General features: G+C 58.8%; 21 protein-coding genes and 1 tRNA gene. 18 read left to right on the forward strand and 4 right to left on the reverse strand.

Annotated features, from left to right (window positions below; all coding sequences use genetic code 11):
• Nucleotides 1-2: 2 nt before the first annotated feature.
• The 6 genes from Q4I12_RS00160 (at nt 3) to Q4I12_RS00185 (ending at nt 7,877) form a co-directional block, all read left to right on the forward strand.
• Nucleotides 3-686 (forward strand): ABC transporter ATP-binding protein, encoded by a 684-nt coding sequence (locus Q4I12_RS00160; RefSeq protein ID WP_168935972.1) that lies wholly within the window; start codon nt 3-5, stop codon nt 684-686.
• Nucleotides 667-3,435 carry an outer membrane protein assembly factor BamA gene (gene bamA / locus Q4I12_RS00165; RefSeq protein ID WP_302259893.1) on the forward strand — a complete coding sequence of 923 codons (2,769 nt, stop codon included), beginning with the start codon at nt 667-669 and terminating at the stop codon, nt 3,433-3,435. Before Q4I12_RS00160 ends, bamA begins: the two co-directional genes overlap by 20 nt.
• A gap of 221 nt (nt 3,436-3,656) precedes the next feature.
• Nucleotides 3,657-5,537, forward strand: a complete 1,881-nt coding sequence (locus tag Q4I12_RS00170; protein ID WP_302259895.1) for an N-acetylmuramoyl-L-alanine amidase — start codon at nt 3,657-3,659, stop codon at nt 5,535-5,537.
• A 106-nt stretch (nt 5,538-5,643) separates the two neighbouring features.
• A complete protein-coding gene (locus Q4I12_RS00175) occupies nt 5,644-6,180 on the forward strand; it encodes an OmpH/Skp family outer membrane protein (protein ID WP_168935974.1) in 537 nt (178 codons plus the stop codon).
• Nucleotides 6,181-6,316: 136 nt separating this feature from the next.
• A complete protein-coding gene (gene fabZ, locus Q4I12_RS00180; RefSeq protein WP_006008351.1) occupies nt 6,317-6,781 on the forward strand; it encodes a 3-hydroxyacyl-ACP dehydratase FabZ in 465 nt (154 codons plus the stop codon).
• 1 nt (nt 6,782) lies between these two features.
• On the forward strand, nt 6,783-7,877 hold the full coding sequence (locus Q4I12_RS00185; RefSeq protein WP_302259897.1) for a glycosyltransferase: 1,095 nt from the start codon (nt 6,783-6,785) through the stop codon (nt 7,875-7,877).
• Nucleotides 7,878-8,099: 222 nt separating this feature from the next.
• Here Q4I12_RS00185 and wbaP read toward each other — a convergent pair whose 3' ends face one another.
• The gene (gene wbaP / locus Q4I12_RS00190) at nt 8,100-9,497 is read right to left on the reverse strand and encodes an undecaprenyl-phosphate galactose phosphotransferase WbaP (RefSeq protein ID WP_302259899.1); all 1,398 of its coding nucleotides are present in this window, start codon (nt 9,495-9,497) and stop codon (nt 8,100-8,102) included.
• Between the two features lie 168 nt (nt 9,498-9,665).
• Between wbaP and Q4I12_RS00195 the strand changes: the two genes are divergently transcribed.
• The 4 genes from Q4I12_RS00195 to Q4I12_RS00210 all read left to right on the forward strand — a co-directional run bounded on the left by Q4I12_RS00195 (nt 9,666) and on the right by Q4I12_RS00210 (nt 12,730).
• Nucleotides 9,666-10,409, forward strand: coding sequence for an ABC transporter substrate-binding protein (locus tag Q4I12_RS00195; RefSeq protein WP_006008347.1), 744 nt, complete (start codon nt 9,666-9,668; stop codon nt 10,407-10,409).
• A gap of 230 nt (nt 10,410-10,639) precedes the next feature.
• Nucleotides 10,640-11,311 carry an amino acid ABC transporter permease gene (locus Q4I12_RS00200; protein WP_412389819.1) on the forward strand — a complete coding sequence of 224 codons (672 nt, stop codon included), beginning with the start codon at nt 10,640-10,642 and terminating at the stop codon, nt 11,309-11,311.
• Nucleotides 11,308-12,057, forward strand: a complete 750-nt coding sequence (locus Q4I12_RS00205; protein ID WP_006008345.1) for an amino acid ABC transporter ATP-binding protein — start codon at nt 11,308-11,310, stop codon at nt 12,055-12,057. The genes Q4I12_RS00200 and Q4I12_RS00205 overlap by 4 nt, the downstream gene beginning before the upstream one ends.
• 1 nt (nt 12,058) lies before the next feature.
• On the forward strand, nt 12,059-12,730 hold the full coding sequence (locus tag Q4I12_RS00210) for an amino acid ABC transporter permease (RefSeq protein WP_006008344.1): 672 nt from the start codon (nt 12,059-12,061) through the stop codon (nt 12,728-12,730).
• 689 nt (nt 12,731-13,419) lie between these two features.
• Here Q4I12_RS00210 and Q4I12_RS00215 read toward each other — a convergent pair.
• From Q4I12_RS00215 to Q4I12_RS00225, 3 genes are read right to left on the reverse strand one after another with little or no spacing between them, the layout of a single operon-like run.
• Complete coding sequence (locus tag Q4I12_RS00215) at nt 13,420-14,028, reverse strand: indolepyruvate oxidoreductase subunit beta (protein ID WP_168935977.1); 609 nt, start codon at nt 14,026-14,028, stop codon at nt 13,420-13,422.
• Nucleotides 14,029-14,040: 12 nt separating this feature from the next.
• Nucleotides 14,041-15,894, reverse strand: coding sequence for an indolepyruvate ferredoxin oxidoreductase subunit alpha (gene iorA / locus Q4I12_RS00220; RefSeq protein ID WP_302259904.1), 1,854 nt, complete (start codon nt 15,892-15,894; stop codon nt 14,041-14,043).
• A 49-nt stretch (nt 15,895-15,943) separates the two neighbouring features.
• Nucleotides 15,944-16,651: a tetratricopeptide repeat protein gene (locus Q4I12_RS00225; protein WP_168935979.1), complete on the reverse strand. Its 708-nt coding sequence runs from the start codon at nt 16,649-16,651 to the stop codon at nt 15,944-15,946.
• A 319-nt stretch (nt 16,652-16,970) separates the two neighbouring features.
• On the opposite strand from Q4I12_RS00225, the gene Q4I12_RS00230 reads away from it, so the two are divergent.
• The 8 genes from Q4I12_RS00230 to Q4I12_RS00260 all read left to right on the forward strand — a co-directional run bounded on the left by Q4I12_RS00230 (nt 16,971) and on the right by Q4I12_RS00260 (nt 24,455).
• The gene (locus Q4I12_RS00230) at nt 16,971-18,230 is read left to right on the forward strand and encodes a glutamate-5-semialdehyde dehydrogenase (protein ID WP_302259907.1); all 1,260 of its coding nucleotides are present in this window, start codon (nt 16,971-16,973) and stop codon (nt 18,228-18,230) included.
• Nucleotides 18,231-18,232: 2 nt separating this feature from the next.
• The gene (gene nadD, locus Q4I12_RS00235; protein WP_302259909.1) at nt 18,233-18,946 is read left to right on the forward strand and encodes a nicotinate (nicotinamide) nucleotide adenylyltransferase; all 714 of its coding nucleotides are present in this window, start codon (nt 18,233-18,235) and stop codon (nt 18,944-18,946) included.
• A gap of 95 nt (nt 18,947-19,041) precedes the next feature.
• Nucleotides 19,042-19,136 (forward strand) — tRNA-Ser (locus tag Q4I12_RS00240).
• 201 nt (nt 19,137-19,337) lie between these two features.
• On the forward strand, nt 19,338-20,606 hold the full coding sequence (locus Q4I12_RS00245; RefSeq protein WP_302259911.1) for a tyrosine-type recombinase/integrase: 1,269 nt from the start codon (nt 19,338-19,340) through the stop codon (nt 20,604-20,606).
• A gap of 12 nt (nt 20,607-20,618) precedes the next feature.
• A complete protein-coding gene (locus tag Q4I12_RS00250) occupies nt 20,619-21,902 on the forward strand; it encodes a hypothetical protein (protein ID WP_302259912.1) in 1,284 nt (427 codons plus the stop codon).
• A gap of 485 nt (nt 21,903-22,387) precedes the next feature.
• Complete coding sequence (locus tag Q4I12_RS13895; protein WP_367891463.1) at nt 22,388-22,576, forward strand: helix-turn-helix transcriptional regulator; 189 nt, start codon at nt 22,388-22,390, stop codon at nt 22,574-22,576.
• An 11-nt stretch (nt 22,577-22,587) separates the two neighbouring features.
• Nucleotides 22,588-22,929 carry a hypothetical protein gene (locus Q4I12_RS00255; protein ID WP_302259914.1) on the forward strand — a complete coding sequence of 114 codons (342 nt, stop codon included), beginning with the start codon at nt 22,588-22,590 and terminating at the stop codon, nt 22,927-22,929.
• Between the two features lie 47 nt (nt 22,930-22,976).
• Entirely contained in the window at nt 22,977-24,455 is a 1,479-nt protein-coding gene (locus tag Q4I12_RS00260; protein ID WP_302259915.1) for a DUF3987 domain-containing protein, read from the forward strand.
• The last annotated feature ends 8 nt before the right edge of the window (nt 24,456-24,463 follow it).

Consider the following 24,463-nt stretch of genomic DNA (forward strand, 5'->3'; position numbering starts at 1 on the left):
TCATGGCCGAGCTCTACAAATTCGAACATGTGGGCAAGCGGTTCTCCGGCCCGGAGAACCTCGAGATATTCAAGGATATCAACCTTTCCGTGGAAGAAGGAGAGTCCCTGGCCATCGTGGGGACCTCCGGCTCCGGCAAGAGTACCCTCTTGCATCTTATGGGGGCTCTTGATACTCCAAGCAGTGGAAAAATCTTTTTTGACGGCCGGGACATGTCCGAGATGAGGCCTGACGAAAAGGCCCGCTTCCGTAACAGGACGCTGGGCTTCGTGTTTCAGTTCCATCATCTCCTGCCGGAATTCTCGGCCCTGGAAAACGTGGCCATGCCGGCCCTGATAGGCGGTGCCTGTCGTGCCGATGTGCTGCCCGATGCCCGTACCATGCTGGAACGCGTAGGTCTTGCCCACCGTGTGGAGAGCAAGGTCTCCACCCTGTCCGGCGGGGAGCGGCAGCGGGTAGCCATCGCTCGCGCCGTTTTGCTGCGCCCCCGGGTGCTGCTGGCTGACGAACCCACGGGCAACCTTGACGAAAATACTGGTGAGCAGGTCAGCACCCTGATGCGCGAACTGAATCGCGAACTGGGCATGACCCTCGTGATTGTCACCCACAACCGCGAGCTGGCCGCCACCATGAATCGTAGTCTGGAACTGAGAGCGGGGACTCTGTATGAAAAAACATTTGCGTAATTGGCTGGGCCTGTTCTGTTTCGCCCTGCTGGCCTGCCTGTGGGAAGCCGCCCCGCTGCAGGCTGCGGGAAACACGGTGCTGGTGTTGCCCTTCCAGGTCACTGCCGGCCCTGAGATGCCCAATGCGGCCCGGGACGTGCCGCAGATCATCGGTACGGAGATGCAGCAGCGCGGTCTGTCCGTCATCCCCATGGACAAGGCCCGCAGCCTGCTGTCCTCCCGCGGCGGCAGCATCGACATGGCCGCTGCCCGCGAGCTGGGCAAAAAAGCGGGCGCCGACCTGGTGCTGTTCGGCAGCTTCAAGCAGAACGGCGAAGGCTTTGCCCTGCAGTCCCTGCTGGTGCCGGTGAACGAAGGCCAGGCCAAGCCTGCCAACTTCGATCGCCCCTCCCTGCTGAGCCTCAATGAATGCGCCGCCGCCATGGCCGGTCAGGCTTCCGGCATGCTGGCCGGTGCCGCTGCCGCCGCCCCTGCTGCCAGCAGCGCTCCCCGCACCGAACCCAACGATCCCATCGGCCGCGCCGACTTCGTGCCCATGGGCACCGCCAAGGGTGCTCTGGCCGACGTGCAGGTGCGCGGCCTGCAGGTCATGGACCCCGAAGTGGTCCTCATGCGCCTCTCCATCCGCAAGGGCGATACCCCCTCCGCCAACGACATCAACGAAGAAGTCAAGCGCATCTGGGAACTGGGCTACTTCAGTGACGTCCAGGCCCACATGGAAGGCAACGTGCTGGTCTTCACCGTGGCGGAAAAGCCCCGCATCGAGAACATCATCGTGGAAGGTTCCCACGAGATCGATGCCGAGGACGTGATCGCCGCCATGGGCACCAAGTCCGGCAACGTGCTCAACGAACAGCTCATCGCCGACGACCTGCAGAAGATCAACGAACTCTACCGCAAGGAAGGCTACTACCTGGCCCGTTCCAGCTACCGTCTGGACAGCCGCTCCGGCGGCCGCGGCGCCGTGCTGGTCATCCAGGTGGAAGAAGGCAACAAGCTCTACATCAAGGAAGTCAAGATCGAGGGCCTGGAGCAGCTGGACAAGGGCGACATGGACAAGTACCTGGCCCTCAAGCCCCGCAACATCTTCTCCTGGTTCACGGGCACCGGCGTGCTCAAGGAAGAACACCTGGAGCGTGATACCAACGCCATCGCCGCCTACGGCCTGAACCAGGGTTTCGTGGACATCCAGGTGGCCGCTCCCGACGTACAGTACAAGGAAGACGGCATCTATGTGACCTTCAAGGTCCATGAAGGCCCCCGCTACAAGATCCATGACATCAAGTTCGGCGGTGACATCATCGACGAAGAACAGGCCATGCTGGACGTGGTCGAGATGGACGAATGGAAGAAGGACAACGACTACTTCTCCATCACCGTCATGCAGGAAGACAGCAAGCGCCTGACCAACTTCTACACCGACCGCGGTTACGCCTTTGCCGAGGTGGACACCCGCGTCATGAAGGTGGAAGGCGACGAGCCCATGGTGGACGTGGGCTACATGGTCAACAAGAAGGAAAAGGTCTTCATCCGCCGCCTGATGGTCGACGGCAACACCAAGACCCGTGACAACGTCATCCTGCGCGAGATGCGCCTGGGCGACGGCGACCAGTACGAAGGCGAAAAGATGCGCCGTTCCGCCGAACGCCTGAACCGTCTGCGCTACTTCTCCGCCATCGACAGCGAACTGATCCCCACCGATCGTCCTGACGAAGTGGACCTCAAGATCAAGGTCAAGGAAGACAACACCGGCGCCCTCATGGGCGGTATCGGCTACTCCACCTATTATGACGTGGGCGTGACGGCCTCCATCATGGAGCGCAACCTCTTCGGCCGCGGCTATCAGGTGCAGCTGCAGGGCTTCTTCTCCTGGCGCCGCACGTCGGGCGTGTTCTCCTTCACCAACCCGCGCGTCTACGATACCGACCTGTCCTTCGGCAACGACATCTACTACATCTACGACTACTGGGACGACTTCACCAAGGAAACCATCGGTGACACCATCCGCTTTGGCTATCCCATCGGTGAATATACGTCCGTGGGTATCGGCTACCGCCTGGAACGCTACGACCTCTATAACGTGGATGCCGATGCTTCGCCCTACATCTCCGACTACAAGGGCACCAACTGGACCAGCGCCATCTCCGCCCGCATCCTGCGCGATACCACCGACGACCGCGCCCGTCCCACCAAGGGCACCATCGCCCGTCTGTGGGCCGAATACGGCGGCGGCGGCCTGGGCGGTACCGACAACTTCATCAAGGCCGTGGCCGACTGGCAGGGCTTCTGGTCCATCAATCCCGAAAACACCTTCCACCTGCGCGCCCGCGTGGGCGGGGTGTTCCAGAACACCAGCAGCCGTGTGCCCGTGTTCGAACGCTTCTGGCTGGGCGGCATGGATACCGTGCGCGGTTACTCCTACTCCGACCTTTCGCCCCGCGACGACAAGTACGGCGGCGACCAGATCGGTGGTGACCGCATGGGCGTGCTGAACGTGGAATACATCTGGACCTTCCAGAAGGACATGGGCCTGGCCCTGGTGCCCTTCTTCGATGCCGGTTTCAACATTGACCACAAGACCATGGCCGACGACTTCAACGACAAGATCGTCTACTCCGCCGGTCTGGAACTGCGCTGGCGTTCGCCCATGGGCGACCTGCGCCTGGCCTATGGCTATCCCCTGTCCAAGGACTACGACGGCGAGCGTGAGCAGGGCCGTCTGGAATTCAGCATGGGCCAGTTCTTCTAGGCCGGGCTGATCTCCTTCGCGTCAAAAAAGCTCCCTTCGGGGAGCTTTTTTTTATGTCGGAAAACAGACACTCCCTTGGAGGGGCCTACACGGAGCCCTTGTAGCATCCTGAAAACACAAGCTTTTTAATAAAAACATCTTCATGGCACGCAACCTGCAAAGGACAGGCTACGGCAAAGTTCCCCTCCCGGGAGCAGCCACTATCCAGCGAGTTCTGTGTCATGGCCAGGAAAAAAGTCCCCCCCGCTCCCCGTCCCCAGTCCCCCGGCATGATGGCCCGTATCCTGCCTCCTCTGGGATTCATCCTGGCCTTTTCCCTCCTGGCGGCCTTCTGCCATACCATCAGCCATGGCGCCACACTGTCCCCCGCGCAGCGCTATGAAGCCGCCAAGGACGACATGGATGCCTTGCGCCAGGACAACAAGCGCGGCATGCAGCGTGCCCCCTGGGAAGAAGTGGCCGCGTCCTTCCATGCCATCCATCAGAACGCCACCACCTGGGCCAACCGTCCTGCCGCCCTCTTCAAGGCCGCGGAATGCTACGAAGAGCTTTCCCGCCGCTCCTTCGCCATCTCCGACGCCCGCAAGGCCGCCGGGACTTTCGAGGAAGTGGCCCGGCAGCACGAGAGCAGCCGCCTGGCCGATGATGCCCTGCTGCGTGCCGCCCGTATCCGGGCCGACAGGCTCAAGGACACCCGGGGCGCGCTGAAGCTGCTGGATACGCTCTGCCGGGATTATCCGCGCGGCGACATGTACGCCGAAGCCCGCCGCCTGCGGCAGGAACTGGCCCCGGGCAAGGATGCCCCGCAGCCTGCCGTGCAGCCTGCCCGTCAGATATCCGACACCCCTCCGGCAGACGATGCCCGCCAGGCCCTGCAGCGTTATGAGAATGCCAAGAAGACCATGGAGCTCCTGCGTGCCGACAAGCGTCGTTCCTGCTGGCGCGAACCCTGGGAAAACCTGCAGGGCGATTTCATGCAGGTCTACCAGAGCCGTCCCAATGCCACGGTCAGCGCGGCGGCCCTGTTCCGTGCCGGCGTCAGCGCCCGTTCCCTGGCCGACTGTTCCCACCTTGCCGCCGACTACCGCACGGCCCGTACCCTGCTGCTGCGTGTGCCGGAAGAATTCCCCGGCAGCGCCCTGGCTGACGATGCCCTGCTGCAGGCCGCGCAGATCAGTGCCGAGGAACTGAAAGACCGCACCGAAGCCGTGCGCCTGCTGGCCCGTCTGGAGAAGGAATATCCCCGTGGCGACATGCGCCCCCAGGCCACGGCCATGCGGCAGCAGATGGCCCCCGCCGCTGCGGACAGCCGTCTGGCGGATGCCTCCGCCGGCAAGGGCAAGGCCGTCCGGGTCAACAATGTGGTGGCCGGGCAGCCGGGCCTTTCCGTGCAGCGCGTGTTCATCGACGCCGGGCACGGCGGACGTGATCCGGGCACCATCCACAATGACGTGATCGAGCGCAACATCACGCTGGACATCGCCCTGCGTCTGGGCCGCCTGCTGGAGGACAACGGCCTGGAGGTCATCTACAGCCGGCGCAAGGACGTGGCCGTGAGCCTGCGGGACCGCACCGGCAAAGCCAACCAGGCAGGCGCGGACCTGTTCGTCTCCATCCACGTCAACGCCCATGAGGACCGCGGCATCAACGGCTTCGAGACCTATTATCTGGACATCTCCCGCGATCCCCGGGCCGTGCGTGTGGCCAGCCAGGAAAACGCCCGCAACGACAGGAACCTGGGCGAGGTCCAGAAGATCCTGTCCGACGGCATGCTCACGGCCCGCCAGTACGAGAGCCGCCGGCTGGCCACCGACATCCAGAAGCAGTCTCTGGCCCGTTTGAAGCGCCGCGACTATACCGTGCGCGACAACGGCACCCGGGCGGCCCCCTTCATCGTCCTGCTGGGTGCGCGCATGCCCTGCGTCCTGGTGGAAGTGGGCTACTGCTCCAATCCGCATGAGGCCCGCAACCTGCTCGACGCCCGCTACCGCATGATCCTGGCCGAAGGTCTGGCCGAGGGCATCCTGAGCTACAGCGACCGCGTGCGGCAGAACCGCACGGCCCAGAATTCCTTGACGCCCCCTGCCTCTGGTGCTATGTGATGAACGGTAAACAAGAGGTTTCCCTCTTGCTACCAGAAAATCTACACAATCACTGCCTGGCGGCATCCTCGATCCGCGGAGCATTCGATCAAAGGGAGTTTTTTCCATGCGCAAACTGATGTATCTGACCCTTGCGGTCTGCCTGATGATGGCGGGGGCCGTTGCCGCCAATGCCGCTGAACCTGCTGCCGCCAAGATCGGCGTCGTGGACATGCAGGCTGTCGCCACCCAGAGCGAACCTGCCCAGGCCGCCAAAAAGCAGATGGAAAGCAAGTACGGCAAAGAGCGTGCCGCTCTGGAAAAGCAGGGCGAAGCCCTGAAAAAGTCTGCCGAGGAACTGAAGGGCCCCAAGGCCTCTGATGAAAAGAAGCTGGCCTTCATCCGCAAGAAGCAGGAACTGGACCAGAAGACCCGCAACTTCCTGCGCAAGGTGGAACAGGACGAAGTGAAGCTGCGCCAGGATATGGTCACCATGGTCTTCAACGCCACCTACAACGTGGCCCAGAAGAAGGGCTTCAACTTCGTGGTGGACATCACCGCCGGTGGCGTCCTCTACGCCGACCAGACCATGGACCTGACCCAGGACGTGCTGGCCGAAGTCAACCGTCTCCACAAGGAAGACAAGGCCAAGGGCAGCAAGTAAGCGCCCCCCACAGCCGAATCTCGAGCCCCCTGTCCGCAGGGGGCTTTTTTTTGCCCGCCTGCCGGCAGCAGGCCGCCTTGTCTTGCGCCAGGCATCGGGCTAAACTGCGCCATCATACCCATCAAAGGAGTTTTCCATGTCGGACGCTACGCCTATCACCATGGACATCCAGCGCATCCTCTCCATCCTGCCCCACCGCTATCCTTTCCTGCTGGTGGACCGCGTGCTGGAATGCGTGCCTGGCTCCCATATCAAGGCCTACAAGAACGTGACCATCAACGAGCCCTTCTTCCAGGGCCATTTCCCCGGTGCGCCCATCATGCCCGGCGTGCTCATCCTTGAAGCCCTGGCCCAGACCGGCGCCCTGCTGGCGGTCTCCGGCATGGAAGGCGACCTGTCGGACAAGCTCTTCTTCTTCACCGGCCTGGACGGCGTCAAATTCCGTCGCCAGGTGGTGCCCGGCGACCGTCTGGAACTGCACTGCGACAATATCCGCATGAAGCTCAAGCTCTGCAAGATGGACGCCCGCGCGTATGTGGACGGCAAACTGGCCGCCGAGGCCCAGATCACTGCCGCCATCGGCGACCGCCCCAAGGCCTAGCATGAAAGTCGCTCTGGTGCATTACTGGCTGGTCAACATGGCCGGCGGCGAAAAGGTGCTGGAGGCCCTGTGCCGTCTCTATCCGCAGGCGGACATCTTCACCCATGTGGTGGACAGGGAAAAGCTCCTGCCCGAATTCCGCCGGCACAAGATCAGCACCACCTTCATCAACAGCCTGCCCGCCAGCCGCAGGCTGTATAAAAAGTACCTGCCCCTCATGCCGCATGCCCTGGAGCAGCTGGACCTGACGGACTACGATCTGGTCATCTCCAGCGAGTCCGGGCCCGCCAAGGGGGTCATCACCCGGCCCGACTGCCTGCACGTCTGCTACTGCCACACGCCCATGCGCTATCTGTGGGACAACTGGCCGGCCTACATGCGGAGCACGGGGCGGCTCTCCCGTCTGGCCATGCGCCTGCTGCTGCCCTCCCTGCGGCAGTGGGACTGCCTCAGCGCCCAGCGGGTGGACCACTTCGTGGCCAACTCCCGCCATGTGGCCCGGCGCATCCGCAAGTACTGGCGCCGCGAGGCCGCCGTGGTCCATCCGCCGGTGGACACCAACGCCTTCACGCCCCGCGCGGAACCGGGCGGGGAGCACTACCTCTGCTTCGGCCGTCTGGCTTCGTACAAGCGCGTTGATCTGGCCGTAGAGGTCTGTACCCGCCTTGGCCGTCCGCTGGTGGTGGCCGGTGACGGCGAGATGATGCAGCAGCTCAAGGCCAAGGCAGGCCCCAGCGTGCGCTTTGTGGGCCGCCAGGACGATGTCGCCGTGCGCGAGCTCATGGCCCGCAGCCGGGCCCTGCTCTTCCCCGGCGAGGAAGACTTCGGCATCATCCCGGTGGAAGCCATGTCGGCCGGGGTCCCCGTCATCGCTTACGGACGCGGTGGCGCCACCGAGACCGTGGTGGACGGCGAGACCGGTCTGCTCTTCAGCGAGCAGACCCCGGAGAGCCTGGCCGAGGCCCTGCAGCGCTTCGAGCAGTGCGAAGGGGATTTCGATCCCCGACACCTGCACGCGCATGCGGAAAAGTTCTCTACCGAGAATTTCCTGACCGGCTTCCGCCATGAGGTGGAAGCGGCCATGGCCCGCATGTAAAGGACAAAACAGTCCGTAAAGAAAAAAGGACAGCCTTCATGGCTGTCCTTTTCTTTTGTCTCGCGAGCCTTTTCGGGGCTGTCCTCGTTCCATACAGGCATAGGCGACGCGCTTGTATCCGGACAGATACTGTCCAGCCCCGCTCTTTTACAAAGAAGCGATGTTTCCGCTGCTCCGGCGGAGCACTATCTGCTTCCGGACTCGTGGCTCCTGCAGGCCCCGCTAGTATGCGCCGTAGCCGGTGAGCACCACGGGGAAGGTACGGGCCAGGATCCAGAGATCCATCCAGATGCACCAGTTGGTCACATAATAGCGGTCCAGGCTGACCCGTTCCTCGTAGGTCGTATTGTTTCGTCCGGAGACCTGCCACAGGCCCGTGATGCCCGGGCGCACCCGGCAGTAATCCGCGTAGACTTCGCCGTATTTGGCGATCTCGGCCTCCACGATGGGACGCGGCCCCACCAGGCTCATCTCGCCCCGCACCACATTGATCAGCTGGGGCAGTTCATCCAGGCTGCTCTTGCGCAGGAAGCGGCCCACGCGGGTGATACGGGGGTCATGCTTCAATTTGCGGTCCTTTTCCCACTCGTCGCGCAGATCGGGATTTTCCTCCAGATAGCGGGCCAGCACCTCGTCCGCATCCTGGCGCATGGTGCGGAACTTGAACACGTCAAAGGCCTTGCCGTCCTTGCCCAGACGACGCTGCCGGTAGAACACCGGCCCGCGACTGTCCAGACGGATCAGCAGGCACAGCAGCAGGCCGGGCACAGAACACAACACGACCACGGGCAGACAAAGCACGAGGTCCAGGGCTCTCTTGAGGCGCTGCCGCCAGCGACGGCGCAAATTCTGCATGAGCATGAAGCCCGTCATGGTCCCCAGGTCGCAGGCATGGAACCAGTGCTGCCGGACGCCGCTGCTCTGGGCGGGCACCACCAGGATCTTGACGAAATAGCGGCTGGCTTCATGGACGAAGCGGGCCGTATGGGCATCGGAAGGCTGCAGCATCAGGGCGATGGCCCCGGGATGGCGACGCTCCGCGTCCTTCAGCTGGCGTCTGGCTTCTTCCATGTCCGGGGGCAGAGTGAAGATGTCTACCGGCGAAAGGCCCAGCCAGGGGTGGCGTTTGAGATAATGCCACAGCTCACGGCCCGTATTGCTGCGATCAAGGATCACCAGAGGGGTCCCCCACCAGCGGAACTTGCCGAAATAGTGACGGCAGAAGCGCCGTGTCACCGGCAAAAGGAAGATGCTCAGCAGCCAGGCCCCCACGAGCACGATACGCGAATAGGCCACACTGGCCTTGCCCGCGAACAACAGCGCAAGGATGAGGCCGAAGGTCAGTGTGCTCAGCGCGCAGAGTTTGCGGCTTTCCACATAGGCAGGCAGCGAGATGACCCCGTAAAGGCCCAGGGCCAGCCCCATGAACGGCGCCAGCAGGAGCATGGAAAGCATCCAGTCATAGCTGGTGATGTTAAGATCGCCCCACAGGGCGCGCAGGCACAAAACAAAAAACGTACAGGCAAAAAGCGTCAGGAAGTCGCAACACACCAGCAGGATGACGCGGGGCGGCACCCCCAGACTCTGCAGCATGCGCTGAGCTAGACGGGAAAATTCCATCTTGATTCCGGTCTCCGGTAAGGAAGAAAAAAGGCGGGGACGGGCAGGAGAGCGGCTTTGTGACGCCTTCTCACTTGCGCCCGTGCGCGGCTTTTGCTAAAAAATTTTGTTGCCGCGCGATACGGCATCAGGTTATACCCGGCCCTCACATTTTACAAGGGAAGCACCATGAAAAAACTTTTTGTTTGCGCCCTGCTGTTCGGCCTGCTGGCCTCTGTGCCGGCCTTTGCCCAAAAGACCTACGTCAACGGCATCGACTCCAACTATCCGCCTTTTGCCTATGTCGATGAAAAGACCGGCCAGCCTGCCGGTTTTGACGTGGATGCCATGAACTGGATCGCCAAGACCATGGGCTTCAAGGTCGTCCACAAGCCTGTGGCCTGGGACGGTATCGTGCTGGCCCTTGCCAACAAGCAGATCGACATGATCGCTTCCGGCATGAGCATCACTGAAAAGCGCCGCAAGGTGGTGGACTTTTCCGATCCTTACTGGGAAGTCTCCCGCGTGTTCCTGGTGCCTGCCGACTCCAAGCTGACCCCTGCCGACATCCTGTCCAAGCCCATCAAGCTGGGCGTGCAGCGCGGCACCTCCGAAGCTGAAGCCATCAAGCAGGAACAGAAGGAAAAGGGCTATCCCTTTGAGCTGCGCTTCTATGAATCCTGTCCGCTGGCCGTGGAAGACCTGGTCAACGGCCGTATCGAAGCCGCCCTCATGGACTCCCTGCCCGCCGGTGACGCCATCGCCCGCGGCAAGGCCGTGAAGAAGGCCGGTGTGCACGGCGAACCCGACCAGTTCGGCGTGGCCATCCGCAAGGGCGACAAGGAACTGCGCGCCCTCATCGACGAAGGTTTCCGCAAGCTGCAGGCCGATCCCTACTGGAAGGAACTGCAGGCCAAGTACCTGAGCAAGTAATCTCTTACTGACTGATACAGCGGCCCGTGCCGCTTTTCCAAGGTGAACCGCCGCCCTTGTCGCGGCGGTTCGCCATGTCCATACAGCCCGTTTTTCTCATGTCCGATATCTTTCCCTTCAGCGCGATCCTGGATTTCCTGCGGGATATCCTCATGCAGGCCTGGCTCTGCCTGGCCGTCGTCCTGCGCCCCATCGTAGGCGATACCATCGTGGATGCCTTCCCCTTCATCATGGGAGGCACGCTGGTGACCGTGGGCTCGGTGGCCCTGGCGCTGGGCATGGGGCTGGTACTGGGCGTCCCCATGGCCGTGCTGCAGGTGTACGGTAACGCCCTGGCCCGCCGTCTGGTGGGACTGTATGTCTGGTTTTTCCGCGGCGTCCCCATCCTGGTGCTGCTCTTCCTTTCCCAGGGGCTTTTCCTTTCCATGGGCTGGATTCTCGAGCCCTTCCTGCTCTCCTGCCTCGTCATGGGCTGCATCAGCACGGCCTATCAGTCCCAGATCTTCCGGGGCGCCATCGAGAGCCTGCCCCAGGGACAGCTCAAGGCCGCACGCGCCCTGGGCATGCGCGACCTGACCGCCATCACCTGCATCATCCTGCCGCAGGCCCTGCGCCTTTCCATCCCGGGCTGGGCCAACGAATTTTCCATCCTCCTCAAAGACTCCGCCGTCTGTTACCTGCTGGGCACCATGGAGATCATGGCCCGCGTCAATGCCGTGGCCCAGCGTACGCATGAACATCTGGCATTTTTCGCCCTGGCGGGGGTCATCTATTTCGTTTTGACGCTGATCGTGCTCAAGCTCTTGCGCCGCCTGGAAAACAAGGTCCAGATCCCCGGCTACTCCGCCGGCACGGTGGGCAGCATGGCCAAAAACACGCAGCATGGGGTAAAGAACGCATGAACGAAGTTGTCTTGCAGGTAAAAGGCATCAGCAAAAGCCTGGGCGGCAAGTCCATCCTGGACAATTGCTCCCTGAACATGAAACGCGGCGAGCTCAAGGTCCTCATCGGTCCTTCCGGTGCGGGCAAGAGCACGCTCTTGCAGTGCATCAACTGCCTCATCCCCCCGGACAAGGGCGAGATCATCCTTGAAGGCGAAAAGCTCGACTTTTCCAACAAGTCCAAGCTCTGCGCCTTCCGGGCCCAGGTGGGCATGATCTTCCAGGACTTCAACCTGTTCGACCACCTGACCGCCGAAGAGAACGTGGCCATCGCCCTGCGCAAGGTGCGCGGCATGTCCGCCGCGGCCGCCCGTGAACGCGCCATGGACGAGCTGGCCCGCGTGGGCCTTGCCCGCCGTGCCCTGCTCTACCCCGCCCAGCTTTCCGGCGGCCAGAAGCAGCGCGTGGCCATGGCCCGCGCCCTGGCCATGGACCCCAAGGTCATCCTGCTGGACGAGCCTACCTCCGCCCTGGACCCGGAACTGGTGGGCGAAGTGCTCTCCGTCATCCGTGACCTTTCCAAGGGCGGCATGACCATGATCATGGCCACCCACCAGATGGACTTCGCCCGTGCCCTGGCCCACGAGATCCTGTTCATGGAGCGCGGTGTCATCATCGAACAGGGTGCGCCCGAGACCCTGCTGGCCGAAGGCAGCAATACCCGTACCCGCGACTTCTGCGCGCACCTGCTGGATATGGGAGCCTAGCGTGGTCATCGACATCCCCTTTTTCACCCAGGACGTCATCCCGGCCCTCAATCAGGGCCTGAAAGTGTCCATCGCCCTCATCGTCCCGGCCAGTATCCTGGGCTTCGTGGGCGGCGTGGCACTGGGATGTCTGCGGGCCTTCGGCGGCCCCTGGAGCAGCCGGCTGGGCAACTGGTACACCGCCATCATCCGCGGCGTGCCGCTGGCCGTGCAGCTGATGATGATCTATTATGCCCTGCCCAAGATGGGCATCTATTTCGAGCCCTACGGCGCCGCCCTGCTGAGCTTCATCCTTTGCAGCGCCGCCTATCATTCGGAGTATATCCGCGGGGCCCTGCTCTCCATCCGTCAGGGCCAGATCAAGGCGGCCCAGGCCCTGGGCATGACCACCTTCCAGACCGTGTTCTGGATCGTCATCCCCCAGGCAGCCCGGCGTGCCCTGCCCGGCTGCGGCAACGAGATCATCTACCTCATCAAGTACAGTTCCCTTGCCATGCTCGTGACCTGTAACGAGCTCATGAGCGAAGCCAAGGTGCTGGCCTCGGACACCTTCCGCAATACGGAAGTCTTCCTGGCCGTGGGCCTCTACTACCTCATCCTGGTCTCCCTGGCCACCTGGTGCCTGCGCTGGCTGGAAAAGCGCTACAGCATCCCCGGCTTCGGCAACCGCTAGTTTCCTTTTTCATGAGGGGAGGGGAACCCCCTCTGCTAACGCGAGAGGGGGTTCCCCTCCCCTCAAACTCCCCTCCCTTCCCCCAGCGCGTTTTGCTTAAAAAGCTGCGCCAACAGGCAGGGAAGCTTATCTGCAAGGCAACAAAAGGCGCTGCCCGCATACGCGGACAGCGCCTTTCCTTATTCGTACGAATACCACCTGGTTCCTGCTCTGGCTCTGAAAGACTCTTTCCTCCATAGCCTCTTCTACCGCGCCTTCCACACAGTTTTGTGCCTTTTTACGAATATCCGTGTCGCCCTTTCCTGCCTTACAAGAAAGGGATCGCAATCCGGACCAGAAAGGCATTTGGTCGGCAACGGCCTTTTGTACTTTGGAAAATCTCTCCGGGAAGCTGCCACGGTATCAGCAACGGCCGCATTGCTGCTGTGCCAACCTAACAGGCCCAAGATCCCCCGGATAAAAAAGTTCGCAGCATCCAGAGCCATCACCATAAAAAATCCCCCTCCCCGCTGAAGCGCGCTGGGGAGGGGGTGGGGAATTTGAGGGGCGGGGGAACACCTCTCGCGCTGGCAGCGACCGGATGGCGGCCCCTTGGGCCGTGCCCGTTGCGACGAAGGAATCTACGGGCATCGACAGCGGAGATGCGGGGGTCCCCCGCCCCTCAGCAAAACAACACGGCCATGCTGCTGTTACATATGCAGGGCGGCCTGACCGAGTTCCAAAGCCTTGAGGTTGGAGGCCTGCAGCTTGGCGGGCAGGTATTTTTCGATGGCGGCCTTGAGGGCGTCGATACCGAAGGGCAGCAGACCCGAGGCACAGACAGCGGCCAGCAGCACGGTATTGCCCGCCTGGGCGGCACCGGCCTGGATGCCCAGCTCGCGGCAGGCCAGGAAATGGCACTGGCTGGCAACGGCACGGGACTTCTGCTCGATCTCTTCCATGGAAGGATATGCAGCCATGCCCAGCGACACGCTCAGGGGCGGCATGGGATCACGGCTGGAGAAGATGACGCCGCCGGGGCGCAGGTACGGCAGACCGCGCAGGGTCTCCAGGGGCTCGAAGCCCAGCAGGATGTCGGCCTCGCCAAGATCCAGCTTGGGCGAACGCCAGCCGCCCAGCAGCAGCACGGATTCCACCACACCGCCGCGCTGGGCCATGCCGTGGACTTCGCCGGCCACCACTTCCTGCCCGGCATCCAGAGCGGTGCGGGCCAGCAGGGTGGTGGCGGTCAGTGTGCCCTGTCCGCCCACGCCGGTGAAGAAGATACGAAGACGCTTTTGTTTGTCGCTATGTTGCATAATACACCTCACCTAGGCGCGCTTTCTGGCCTTGAAGGCCTTGGGGGCCACCTGCAGACAGACCATGCAGCCGGTGCAGAGATTTTCATCCACAGCCACGTCCTCGCCATTGCGATAGAAAGCGGGGCAGGCCAGTTCTTCCAGACAGCGCTGGGCATCGGCGCCCTGCTCGGCCACATAGGCCACCTGGGCGGCGGCCTTCTTGAGGCGGCGGCGGGCATAGAGCACGCAGGGTTCTTCCGCGATGATGACGCGCACGCCCTTCTTGTCGCGCATGTCTTCCAGGGCCGAATGCAGGGCCTTGAGGTTGTAGGAACGGACCTTCACACATTCGGTGACGCCCAGGCCGCGCACCACGGATTCGATATCCAGATGCATGGCCTCTTCACCGAGGATGTCCTGCAGCATGCCGGGATTGGGCTGGTGGCCGGTCATGGCGGTGGTGCCGTTGTCGAGGATGACCACCAGGATGTCGTGCTTGTTGAACACGGCGTTGGCCAGGCCGGTCATGCCGGAATGGAAGAAGGTGGAGTCACCGATGAAGGCCACCACCGGCTTGCCGGAAGCCCGGGCAAAACCGCTGCCGGCGGACACGGAGGAGCCCATGCAGACCAGGAAGTCGGCCATGCGCAGGGGCGGCAGCATGCCCAGGGTGTAGCAGCCGATGTCGCTGGAATAGTAGGCGTCGTCGCCAAAGGTGTGGCGGACGGCGTAGTAGACGGCGCGGTGGGAGCAGCCGGCGCAAAGGTTCGGCGGACGCACGGGCAGCTCGCGGACCACGGGCGAAGAGGCCTTGACCGGGCAGGGGCAGTCCAGATAATCGGCCACGCGGCGCAGGACCAGGGTGGTGGAGTATTCGCCCAGCGCGGTGAGGGTCTCGTCCTTGCCTTCGATGCGGGCCTTGCAGCCGCACTTCTGGGCCAGGGCGCGCACGCTGCCTTCCAGCAGAGGCTCGCCTTCTTCCAGCACCAGCACGCGGTCGCAGGACTGCAGGAAGGCTTCGATACGGCCTTCGGGCAGGGGCCAGGTCATGCCCAGCTCGAGCACGCGCACGCGCTCTTCCCAGCCGCCGGAGGCCAGGGCGTCGGCCAGATAGTTGCGGGCCACACCGCTGGCGATGATGCCCAGACGGCAGCCTTCGGGGCCGTATTCACGGCTGAAGCGGCTGGACTCGGCAAAGGCGCGGGCCTTTTCCATGATCTCCAGCAGGGAGCGGTGACGGCCACGGGCCACGGCGGGCACGGGCACGAAGCGGCCGGGATTGCGCTGGAAGTCCACGATGGGCGCGGGACCCGCCGGCAGATCGTCGAATTCCACATTGCCGCGCATATGGCTGACGCGGGTGGTGGTACGCAGCAGCACGGGCTGCTGGAGCTCGCGGGCCAGGCGGAAGGCCTCGCGGGTCATGTCCTTGGCTTCCTGGGCGGACACAGGCTCGAAACAGGGCAGGGAGGCAAAGCGCGCATAGTAGCGGTTGTCCTGCTCGTTCTGGCTGGAGTGGCAGCCGGGGTCATCGGCGGAGAGCACCACCAGACCGCCGGGCAGGCCGGTGTAGACCGAGGTGAACAGCGGGTCGGCCGCCACGTTGAGGCCCACGTGCTTCATGGTCACCAGGGCCTGGGCACCGCCCAGGGCCGCACCGGCGGCCACTTCGAAGGCGACCTTCTCGTTGACCGCGTACTCGATCTTGTAGCGGCCCTCGCCCCCCAGTTTGTAAAAGGTATCCGGCACTTCGGAAGAAGGCGTGCCAGGATAGCAGGTGACCATGTTCACGCCGGCTTCAAGCGCGCCGCGTACGATGGCTTCATTGCCCAGCAAAACGTGGCGCTCGCCACGCGCCCCGTGCAGCAGAGGATGTTTGCTCATGTGTCCTCCCGGCCCGTGCGCGTCGGCAGAGGGGCCGCCAACGTTCTTACTACTTGTTCTCCGCGCCGTCCTTCACGGGCGCGGTCTTGCCACCGCCCAGCGCTTCCGCGCGCGAGCGGTAAAACTCACCGTCCAGACCAGGCTGCGAGGCGGCCAGGGCTTCATAGGCGGCAACGGCCACATCGGTCTTGCCCGCCGCTTCGGCGGCTTCGCCCAGCAGCATGCGCAGGGTGGCACGGCCGTCCTCGGTGGCGCGGCTCTCCAGGCCCTGCAGCAGGGTCACGGCATCAGCGGGACGATCCAGCTTGATCAGCGCGCCGGCCTGGCCCAGAGCGGCCATCAGGCCCATGGCACCGTCGGCGTCCAGCTTGGCCGCCGTGGCATAGGCCTGTTCGGCACGGCTGTAATCCTGATCCTGCATGGCGAACTCGGCCTGCATCAGATAGATGCTGTAACGCATGTTCTCGGGAGCTTTGGCTGCCAGGTCGTCCAGCGCCTTGAGGCGATCCCCGCCCTTCATGGTGATGCCGATACGCGCCAGTTCGGTCTGGGCCTCGGCCTGCAGGCCGCCCTGATGCCAGCGCCACACGGCGGTGCCTACCAGGGCCACCAGAAGGACGACCACCACGCCCACGATCAGCCCGCTGTTGCGCACGATGAACTGCAGCAGCGGTGCGCTTTCCGCGCTCACCTCAGCCTTGAGGTCATTGAGCAGGGTAGGAGATTCAGGGGTATTCTGAGGTCTGACAGGATTCATTTCTTTCAGTGCTCCTTGCAAAAGCTTCGCCCGCGGTCGCCGGAGCTGTCACGGTGCGGTCTATTTATGTAGGATAGGGAGCGGCCTTCTGTCAAAGAAAAACCCCTGCCGGCAGTAGGGAATCCCAAAGCCGGACGCTCCTCTTCCCGGGAGGGCGTTGGCCGGAAACCGGAGGCATATCCGCCTTCCGCACCGGCGCCTTTCCCCCCAAAAAAAGAAGGATATCCGGGCGTACAGCGGCATCCCGTACAGGGGGCCGTCCCCTTGCCCTCGTTCCTGCGGCAGCGTATAGAGAGACGAGCCAACCCAAGGAGCCCGTATGACTTTGGCACAAGAAATGACCCTGCTCGGCCAAAAGGCCAAGGAAGCCGCCCGCCTGCTGGCCAAGGCCAGCCCCGCGGCCAAGAACGCCGCCCTCACCCGTCTGGCCGCCCTGCTCGAAGAGCGGGAAGCCGAGCTGCGCACCGCCAACGCGCAGGATCTGGACGCGGCCCGCGCCCGGGGCCTGGACGCCCCCCGCATGGACCGCCTGACCCTGCATCCCGCCGTACTGGCCGACATGCGCGCCGCCTGCCTGCATGTGGCCGGTCTGCCCGACCCCGTAGGCGCCATGGACAGCCAGTGGCAGCGCCCCAACGGCCTGCTGGTGGGCCGCATGCGCGTGCCGCTGGGCGTCATCGCCATGATCTACGAGGCCCGCCCCAACGTGACCATCGACGCGGCCATCCTCTGCCTGAAGGCGGGCAATGCCGTGATCCTGCGCGGCGGCAGCGAGGCCCTGCACTCCAACACCGCTCTGGCCGCCCTGCTGCGCCAGGCCCTGGAAGAAGCCGGTCTGCCCGCCGATGCGGCCCAGCTGGTGACGATCACGGATCACGCCGCGGTCACCGAGCTGTGCAAGCTCGACCAGTATATCGACGTCATGATCCCGCGCGGTGGCGAAGGTCTGGTGCGTGCCGTGACCGAAGCCGCCACCATGCCGGTGCTCAAGCATTACAAGGGCGTCTGCCATGCCTTCGTGGACGCGGATGCGGACCTGGACAAGGCCCTGGACATCGTTTTCAACGGCAAGGTGCAGCGTCCCGGCGTCTGCAACGCCCTGGAGTGCCTGCTGGTGCACAAGGACTGCGCCGCGGCCTTCCTGCCCCGAGTGGGCCGGCGTCTGGGCGAGGCCGGTGTGGAGTTCCGCGCCTGCCCCGCTTCCCTGCCGCTGCTGGGCCCCACGGCCAAGGCCCAGAGCCCCGACGATCTGGGACAGGAATTCCACGCCCTGATCCTGGCCGTCCGCGTGGTGGACGACATGGATGCGGCCCTGGCACACATCGCCCGCTACGGTTCCAACCACACGGAGATCATCTGCACCAACGATCACGAGCACGCCATGCGCTTTTTGCGTGAGGCCGATGCCTCCATGGTGGCGGTCAATGCCTCCACCCGCTTCAACGATGGCGGCCAGCTGGGCCTTGGTGCGGAGATCGGCATCTCCACCTCCAAGCTCCATGCCTATGGCCCCATGGGCGTGCAGGAACTGACCACCACCAAGTTCGTGGTCTTCGGTCAGGGGCAGGTGCGGCAATAGACATGGACGGGAAGCGCGCAGCGGGCCGGGCCCTGTTCGGCGGCAGTTTCAACCCGCCGCATGTGGGGCATCTGCGTCTGGCCATCGAAATGGCGGAGACCTTGCGCCCCCTGGCCGACAGCGTGGAGCTGATGCCCTGCGCCGCACCGCCGCACAAGGTGGTGAGCGGCCTGCTGCCCTTCGACCTGCGTGCCGCCATGGTGGAAGCCTGTCTGGACGGCCTGCCCGGCCTTTCGTGCAATCGCATGGAAGCCGGACGTCCCGGTCTTTCCTATACCTGGGACACCTTGCAGGCCTGTCGTGAAGAAACACCGGAACGGCCCCTGTTCTTCATCCTCGGCAACCCGGACTATGCCCTGCTGCCCCACTGGCACCGGGGGCTGGAACTGCCCGAGCTCTGCCAGCTGGTGGTGGTGCCGCGCGGTGAGGGCTCGGAAAAGAACTTTCTTGCCGCCACGGAAAGCATGTGGCCCGGTGCCCGGCCGTGCGAGCCTGTCCTGCCCGGGAGCCGCCGCATGCGCCTGCCCGGCGGCGGGCAGGTCCACTTCGTGCCCCTGCCGTGGATCTCGGTCAGTGCCTCGCGCATCCGCCACCGCTGGCTGCACGGCCTGAACGTGGATTTTCTGGTGCCCAAGCCCGTACTGGAGCTGCTGGACGCCCACCGAGAGACCGTGCTGGCGCACTGGCTGCCCGAGGTCAAAACGGACGAGGCCTGATGCCGTCCGGGCTGCAAGAAAACTTATTGCTTTTTTCGCCGAAACAGACTAAATAATGCCTTCGGCCTTGCTGTGCATGCACAGCTCCAAAGAGCGGAGAGGTAGCGAAGTTGGCCGTAACGCGCTCGACTCGAAATCGAGTTATCGGTTAATAGCCGGTACGTGGGTTCGAATCCCACCCTCTCCGCCAGAAAAAAATTTTCAGAAGTCCTTTTAGGTGCGTAATCACCTGAAAGAACTTCTTTTTTTATCCTCTGTACGTCCAGCGTAGTATATTGTTGTGCACCTTGGTGGGTACCCGTAGCGAGGAAGTTGTGCTAAAATATGTGTACCTTCATAAAAAGGCCACCATAGCAAGGTGCACAATTTTTTACTCGCGTGGAGAAAGCACATGGCACGCATCGAGAACCTTCTCACAGCCAAACAGGTCGAAGCAGCTCTCAGAAAGGGTATTCCCGTCCAACTTAATGACGGTGGAGGGCTCTACCTGAGCATCACCGAAAAAAACAAGGGAACCTGGTTTATGCGTGGTCGCTTAAATGGCGTAGCCAAGAGGCGAGTCCTAGGCGATGAAAAAGTCTCTCTTGCTGAAGCACGCCTGCTAAGAAATAAAGAAAAAAAGGCACTTAAATCAGGTATTGACACTGTTGCAGAAAAGAAAGCAGCTCTAAAAAAGGTTGAAGAAGAAGGAAGAACATTTGGGATGATTTCAGAAGAGTGGCTTAACTTCTGGAAAAATGACAAAGATGACAAAACAATAAAGTCCACAATAGGCAGATTAGAGAAACATATCCTTCCATATATAGGAAAAAAACCTTACTCTAGCCTCGATTTTTCAGATTTGAAATCCGTATGCTTTATCCCTGCAAAAAGTGAACATCGAGAGATGGCAAACAGAGTCGCTACGATCATTTGCCAGATATGTCGTTTCGCCAAAATCAATGGCTATCACAAATATAATATTGCAGAAGATTTAACAGTTCTGTTTCCTAAGCCTAAAAAGGATGTAAATTTTGAAGGATTTTCTGCAATAACAGATAGAGATGGAGTTGCAGAAATGCTTCGTAAAATAGATAAGTTCGTTAATGCTGGTCGATGCTCACCGTATACTGGTGCAGCACTCCAATTATTTCCACTTATTCCTCTACGAGCATCTTCTATGCTTATGGCAAAATGGGAAGATATAAATCTTGAAGAAGCGATATGGAGAATTCCAGCGGAGAATATGAAAGGGGCAATCGGACAAAGAAGAGATTTCATTATCCCTCTCTCAAGCCAATCTCGTGCCATACTACAGAATTTACAGGATTTTCGAATCAATAATCGTGTATTTCCATCTGGAGGGAAATTAGGACATCTTAGCGTTGAAGGTATCAACAATGCAATGCACAGAGCTGGTATTCCTAAAGGGAAAATGTGTATTCACGGTTGGAGAAAAGTTTGGGGCTCTCTTGCTCGTGAATACGGCCTTCCTGACAAAATTGTTGAACGCGGACTAGCGCACTCATCTGGATCATCTGTCGAACAGGCGTATAACAGAGCGCAATACCGCGAATTAATGCGATACTCCTTCCAATGGTGGGCAGACTTACTGGATGCTCTCCGATTAGATCAAGATATTCCTCAATTGGATTTATCTTCAGAAATGCTGTTTTCCTGATGGAGAGATTCTATGAATATAAAATATTGTCGGCCAGCAAAAGATGGCACTCATACCTTTAGTCAGTATAGAGATTTTAGTCTTGTTGATCAATCTACTATAGTAGAAATGCGTCCATTCGGCAGCGAATATATAAATAGTTTTAAATACGATTTATACGATTTTACAAAAGAAGAAGATAAGACTCGAATTTTCTTTATTTCTGAGTACGCAAAACGAAAATTCTTTTTAGATTGCAATGTAAAAAAAGACAACAATGGTACATACAGTAAAATATGTATTGGAAAATCAAAAAAGTACGAATATAAAATATATGACAATGAGGAAGATGTATTATCAGATGTTTTGAAAATGTTTTTGCGAAATCCAGGAATGATTGGGGCATTTCGGTATAACTATGAATTAGATAAGAGCATCTATGCCATAAAAGCAAAAAACCCTTATGAATATATACAAATTTTACACAAAATTATACTAGATAAAGTTATATGCTCATTGAGTAAACCTACTGAAGAAGACCTGAAAAGAAATGCTACTGAGACTGAACAGGAATACATATTGGAGTTTTCCAAGGAAGAACATAGCATATTTGAATATGAACGAATAATATACAATGCATCACTGTCACAGTTTCCCTCACGCTCATCGTGTACTATAGCAGCTGTGACCAATTACATAATGAGACTCCTTGGATATAGACATGCATTTATCATATTCAAAAATATAGTAGACGACTATCATCTCTATATATCTGAATTATTCAACCTAACAGATATGAAGATGATTATATCCAGTAATTATACAATTCAAGAACTTCCACATTTTTTCTTCTTAGTCAAAGAGATACCTATAGACGACAAGTACGAAGACTATATCCATTGTCAATTTATCCCTAGCAAAAGGGAAATAAATATCTCGATTGACTTTCACGGACAAAACTTTGACTCAATCGAAGTTGCAAATCACGTCCGCAATCAAGTCATTCTTACGTTGTTTGCCCATAAAGCAGATTTGAAAATGAAGTATTCTGAGCTAGAAGCAAAAACATTTTGTGAATATATTAATACAGATTCGAAAAGAAATGAAAAAAATAACTGCAAAACAAGAGCAAATGCCTTATATTTGTGGGATAGGATTCATATCTACGAAAAGAATGCATCTATACGTGAAAATTTTCAGCATATCCATAAAGAAATAAATGAAGATATGTCTGATTCTACAATTCGAAAATACCATAGATACGTTTCAGCTACGTGCGAAAGTATAGAAAATAGGACACTACGCCCAATGTCATAAACATTCCAATAGCAACATATTTTAAAAGTCATGGAATGATAGCTGCGTGCTATCATTCCATGACTTTTTTATTACTAGCGGAAAAGCCTATCCCCACCTTTTATCTATGGAATATCAGCGTTGCTGACAACAAATGCTGATAGATGGGAAGCAGGATTCATTTCTCCACTCCGGTCTTTGGGGCATATAAAAATTGGGCCGCCAGAAAGAAGCTAGTTGTCACTACATCAGTTCTGGCATGAGAGGGGTAACCAGAGAACTGACTCACCTTCGCTCTCATATGTCGCGAAATCTCGTTCCATACAGCAAGGCTTATCCTTAAAGCAAAAATCACACCAAATCACTTATTTTTGACATGCGACACTTTTCTTCTACGAAAAACTGTCTCATAGCTATTTGAAATTACTGCATTTTTAATTGACCACCACCGTTAAGCTTCTTACTCTCTGCTCACAAGGAGTCGTTAAAAGCAGGAGGAATTGGCAATGTCGTTAAGTCAACGGATTCGTGTCGGAGAGGTGGCAAACATCCTTGGTTGCTCAAAATCTACAGTCTGGGCATGGGTGCGCAAAGGCCATATCCCTGAGCCTCATCGAGTGGGAACTCGGTTTAGCTTCTGGATTCGCACAGAAATTGAGGCGCTCGTCATTCCGGCGAAAAACACTAATCAGTAAGGAGAACCAGTATGAATACAAAGTCAGGAAGTCCTGCGCAAAAATTCTTAGCTCGGCACAAGGAATTTCTCCGTCACTGGGCTGATGGTCTGCATGCTCTGGAAATTGCTCAACGGATGGGGCTCTCACCAGCACAGCTTGCCAAACATAGTCTAAAGGCCTTTGAAGAGGAGGCCCCCCGGAAAATTCCTGGGTACGACTGCATTTTCTGGGACGATTTACCTAAAAAGATGCGGGACGCTCTGCCCAATGGAAAGTCAGGAGTCCTTGTAAAATATGAGCCACGTGAGAGCGGCATGATCTTGGAAGCTCTTTCCAGGGACTCGACCTCTCCGGAGATCACCACAGCTTAAGGAAAAAAGGAGGGAGATATTCTCCCTCCCTCACTACAGAGGTGACTATGTACCCTACTCTCTCGGAACCTCCTCGATTTCAGGCGCTTCGCTTTTTTCGTGATAACTTTCCCGGTTACCAAAATGTCCAGCCTCTGAGCAACGTTACACTCCCCTCCTTCACCGCTATGGTGGTCAGCGAAATCGCCACGGCGAAGGCAATTCCATTTGACTTGGCTCTTCTAGGATTTCTTCCCTCTATCGCGGCAGCGGATTGCGGTTACTCACGTGTCGTTTTGTCCGATGGCACCACTAACTCGTTGAGCCTTTTCATAGCAGTCGGAGCTGATTCTGGTATAGGAAAAAGCCGTGCCCTCGAGGATTCGTTAAAAATTTTTTCCGACTGGGAACACAGCGCGCATGAAGTCATCACCACTGAGAATCAAAATCGAAATTTCGCAAACAGTCTTATAGACGAGCGTATCAAGGTCCTTGGGAAAAAATATGCCAAGACTGGTGAACAGACTGTACTGGAAGAAATCTATCGACTGAAGAATCAAAAAGTTGCAGAGCACTCCATACCACACCTTTTGCTTAGTGATGCCACAGAAGCAGCCCTTAGCCAACACCTGATTGATCATGGCATAGCTATACGGCTGGAAAGCGACGGGGTACTGCTGCCTAAAAAAGCTATGAGGCTGATGACGAAATCCTGGTCTGGAGAGAGGATAAGTCGTCACCGTATGACAGCTCCAAGTGGAGTCATTGAAGACCCTTTTGTAGTCGACCTCGTGATGACTCAACCAGAATTTTTCCGCGACTTTATCAATACACCAGATTTTCTGGAGAGCGGACTTATGGCACGGACACTTCCTTATTACTATCAGGATATGTGGTGCCCTAGAGTACATCCCCGCCCTATGGATGAAAATACCCTTGGCAAATTGCGCGAAAAGCTCTTGAGTCTGCTCAATGCCTCAAATTTTTGTAAGCAAAATCCGAGCGGACACCGCACCATTCCAGTCTCCAAGGATGCCGAAGATCTTCTGAGGGAAAACTGTCAAAACTGGACGGCACAGGCTAAGAGCGCATCCCCCCTGTACCGGGTGAGGGAATTTGTAGCACGTATGCCGCAGCATGCACTCCGCCTTGCTGGCTGTCTCTACTTGGCCGAATATCCCGTGAACTACGAGTACCCCATTCCGGCTCCCCTGATGCAAACTGCTCTCCATATGACCGAAGTTTTTCTGAGTCATGTTTTGCGCTGGACGATCAAGGATTACGGCGACGTACACGTGGAATGCTGTCGAGCCATCATGCAGTTTATCCTTGAAAAAAATTTCTCAAATGTGTCTGAGACTGTACTGAAGCAGGCTCTTCGACACAGGTTCAAGGCGGCGGATGTTAGTATAGCAATTTACTATCTTGTATCACAGAAGTATCTCTACGAAGGCTTGTCTGAATTTACGGGGACAGGAAAACGTGGGCGCCCAGCAGGACAAACTCTTTTTAACCCATACTATGACCCAACTGGATGTTCTTTTTAGATGTACTT

This window comes from Desulfovibrio piger, assembly GCF_951793255.1.
Taxonomy (GTDB): Bacteria; Desulfobacterota; Desulfovibrionia; order Desulfovibrionales; family Desulfovibrionaceae; genus Desulfovibrio.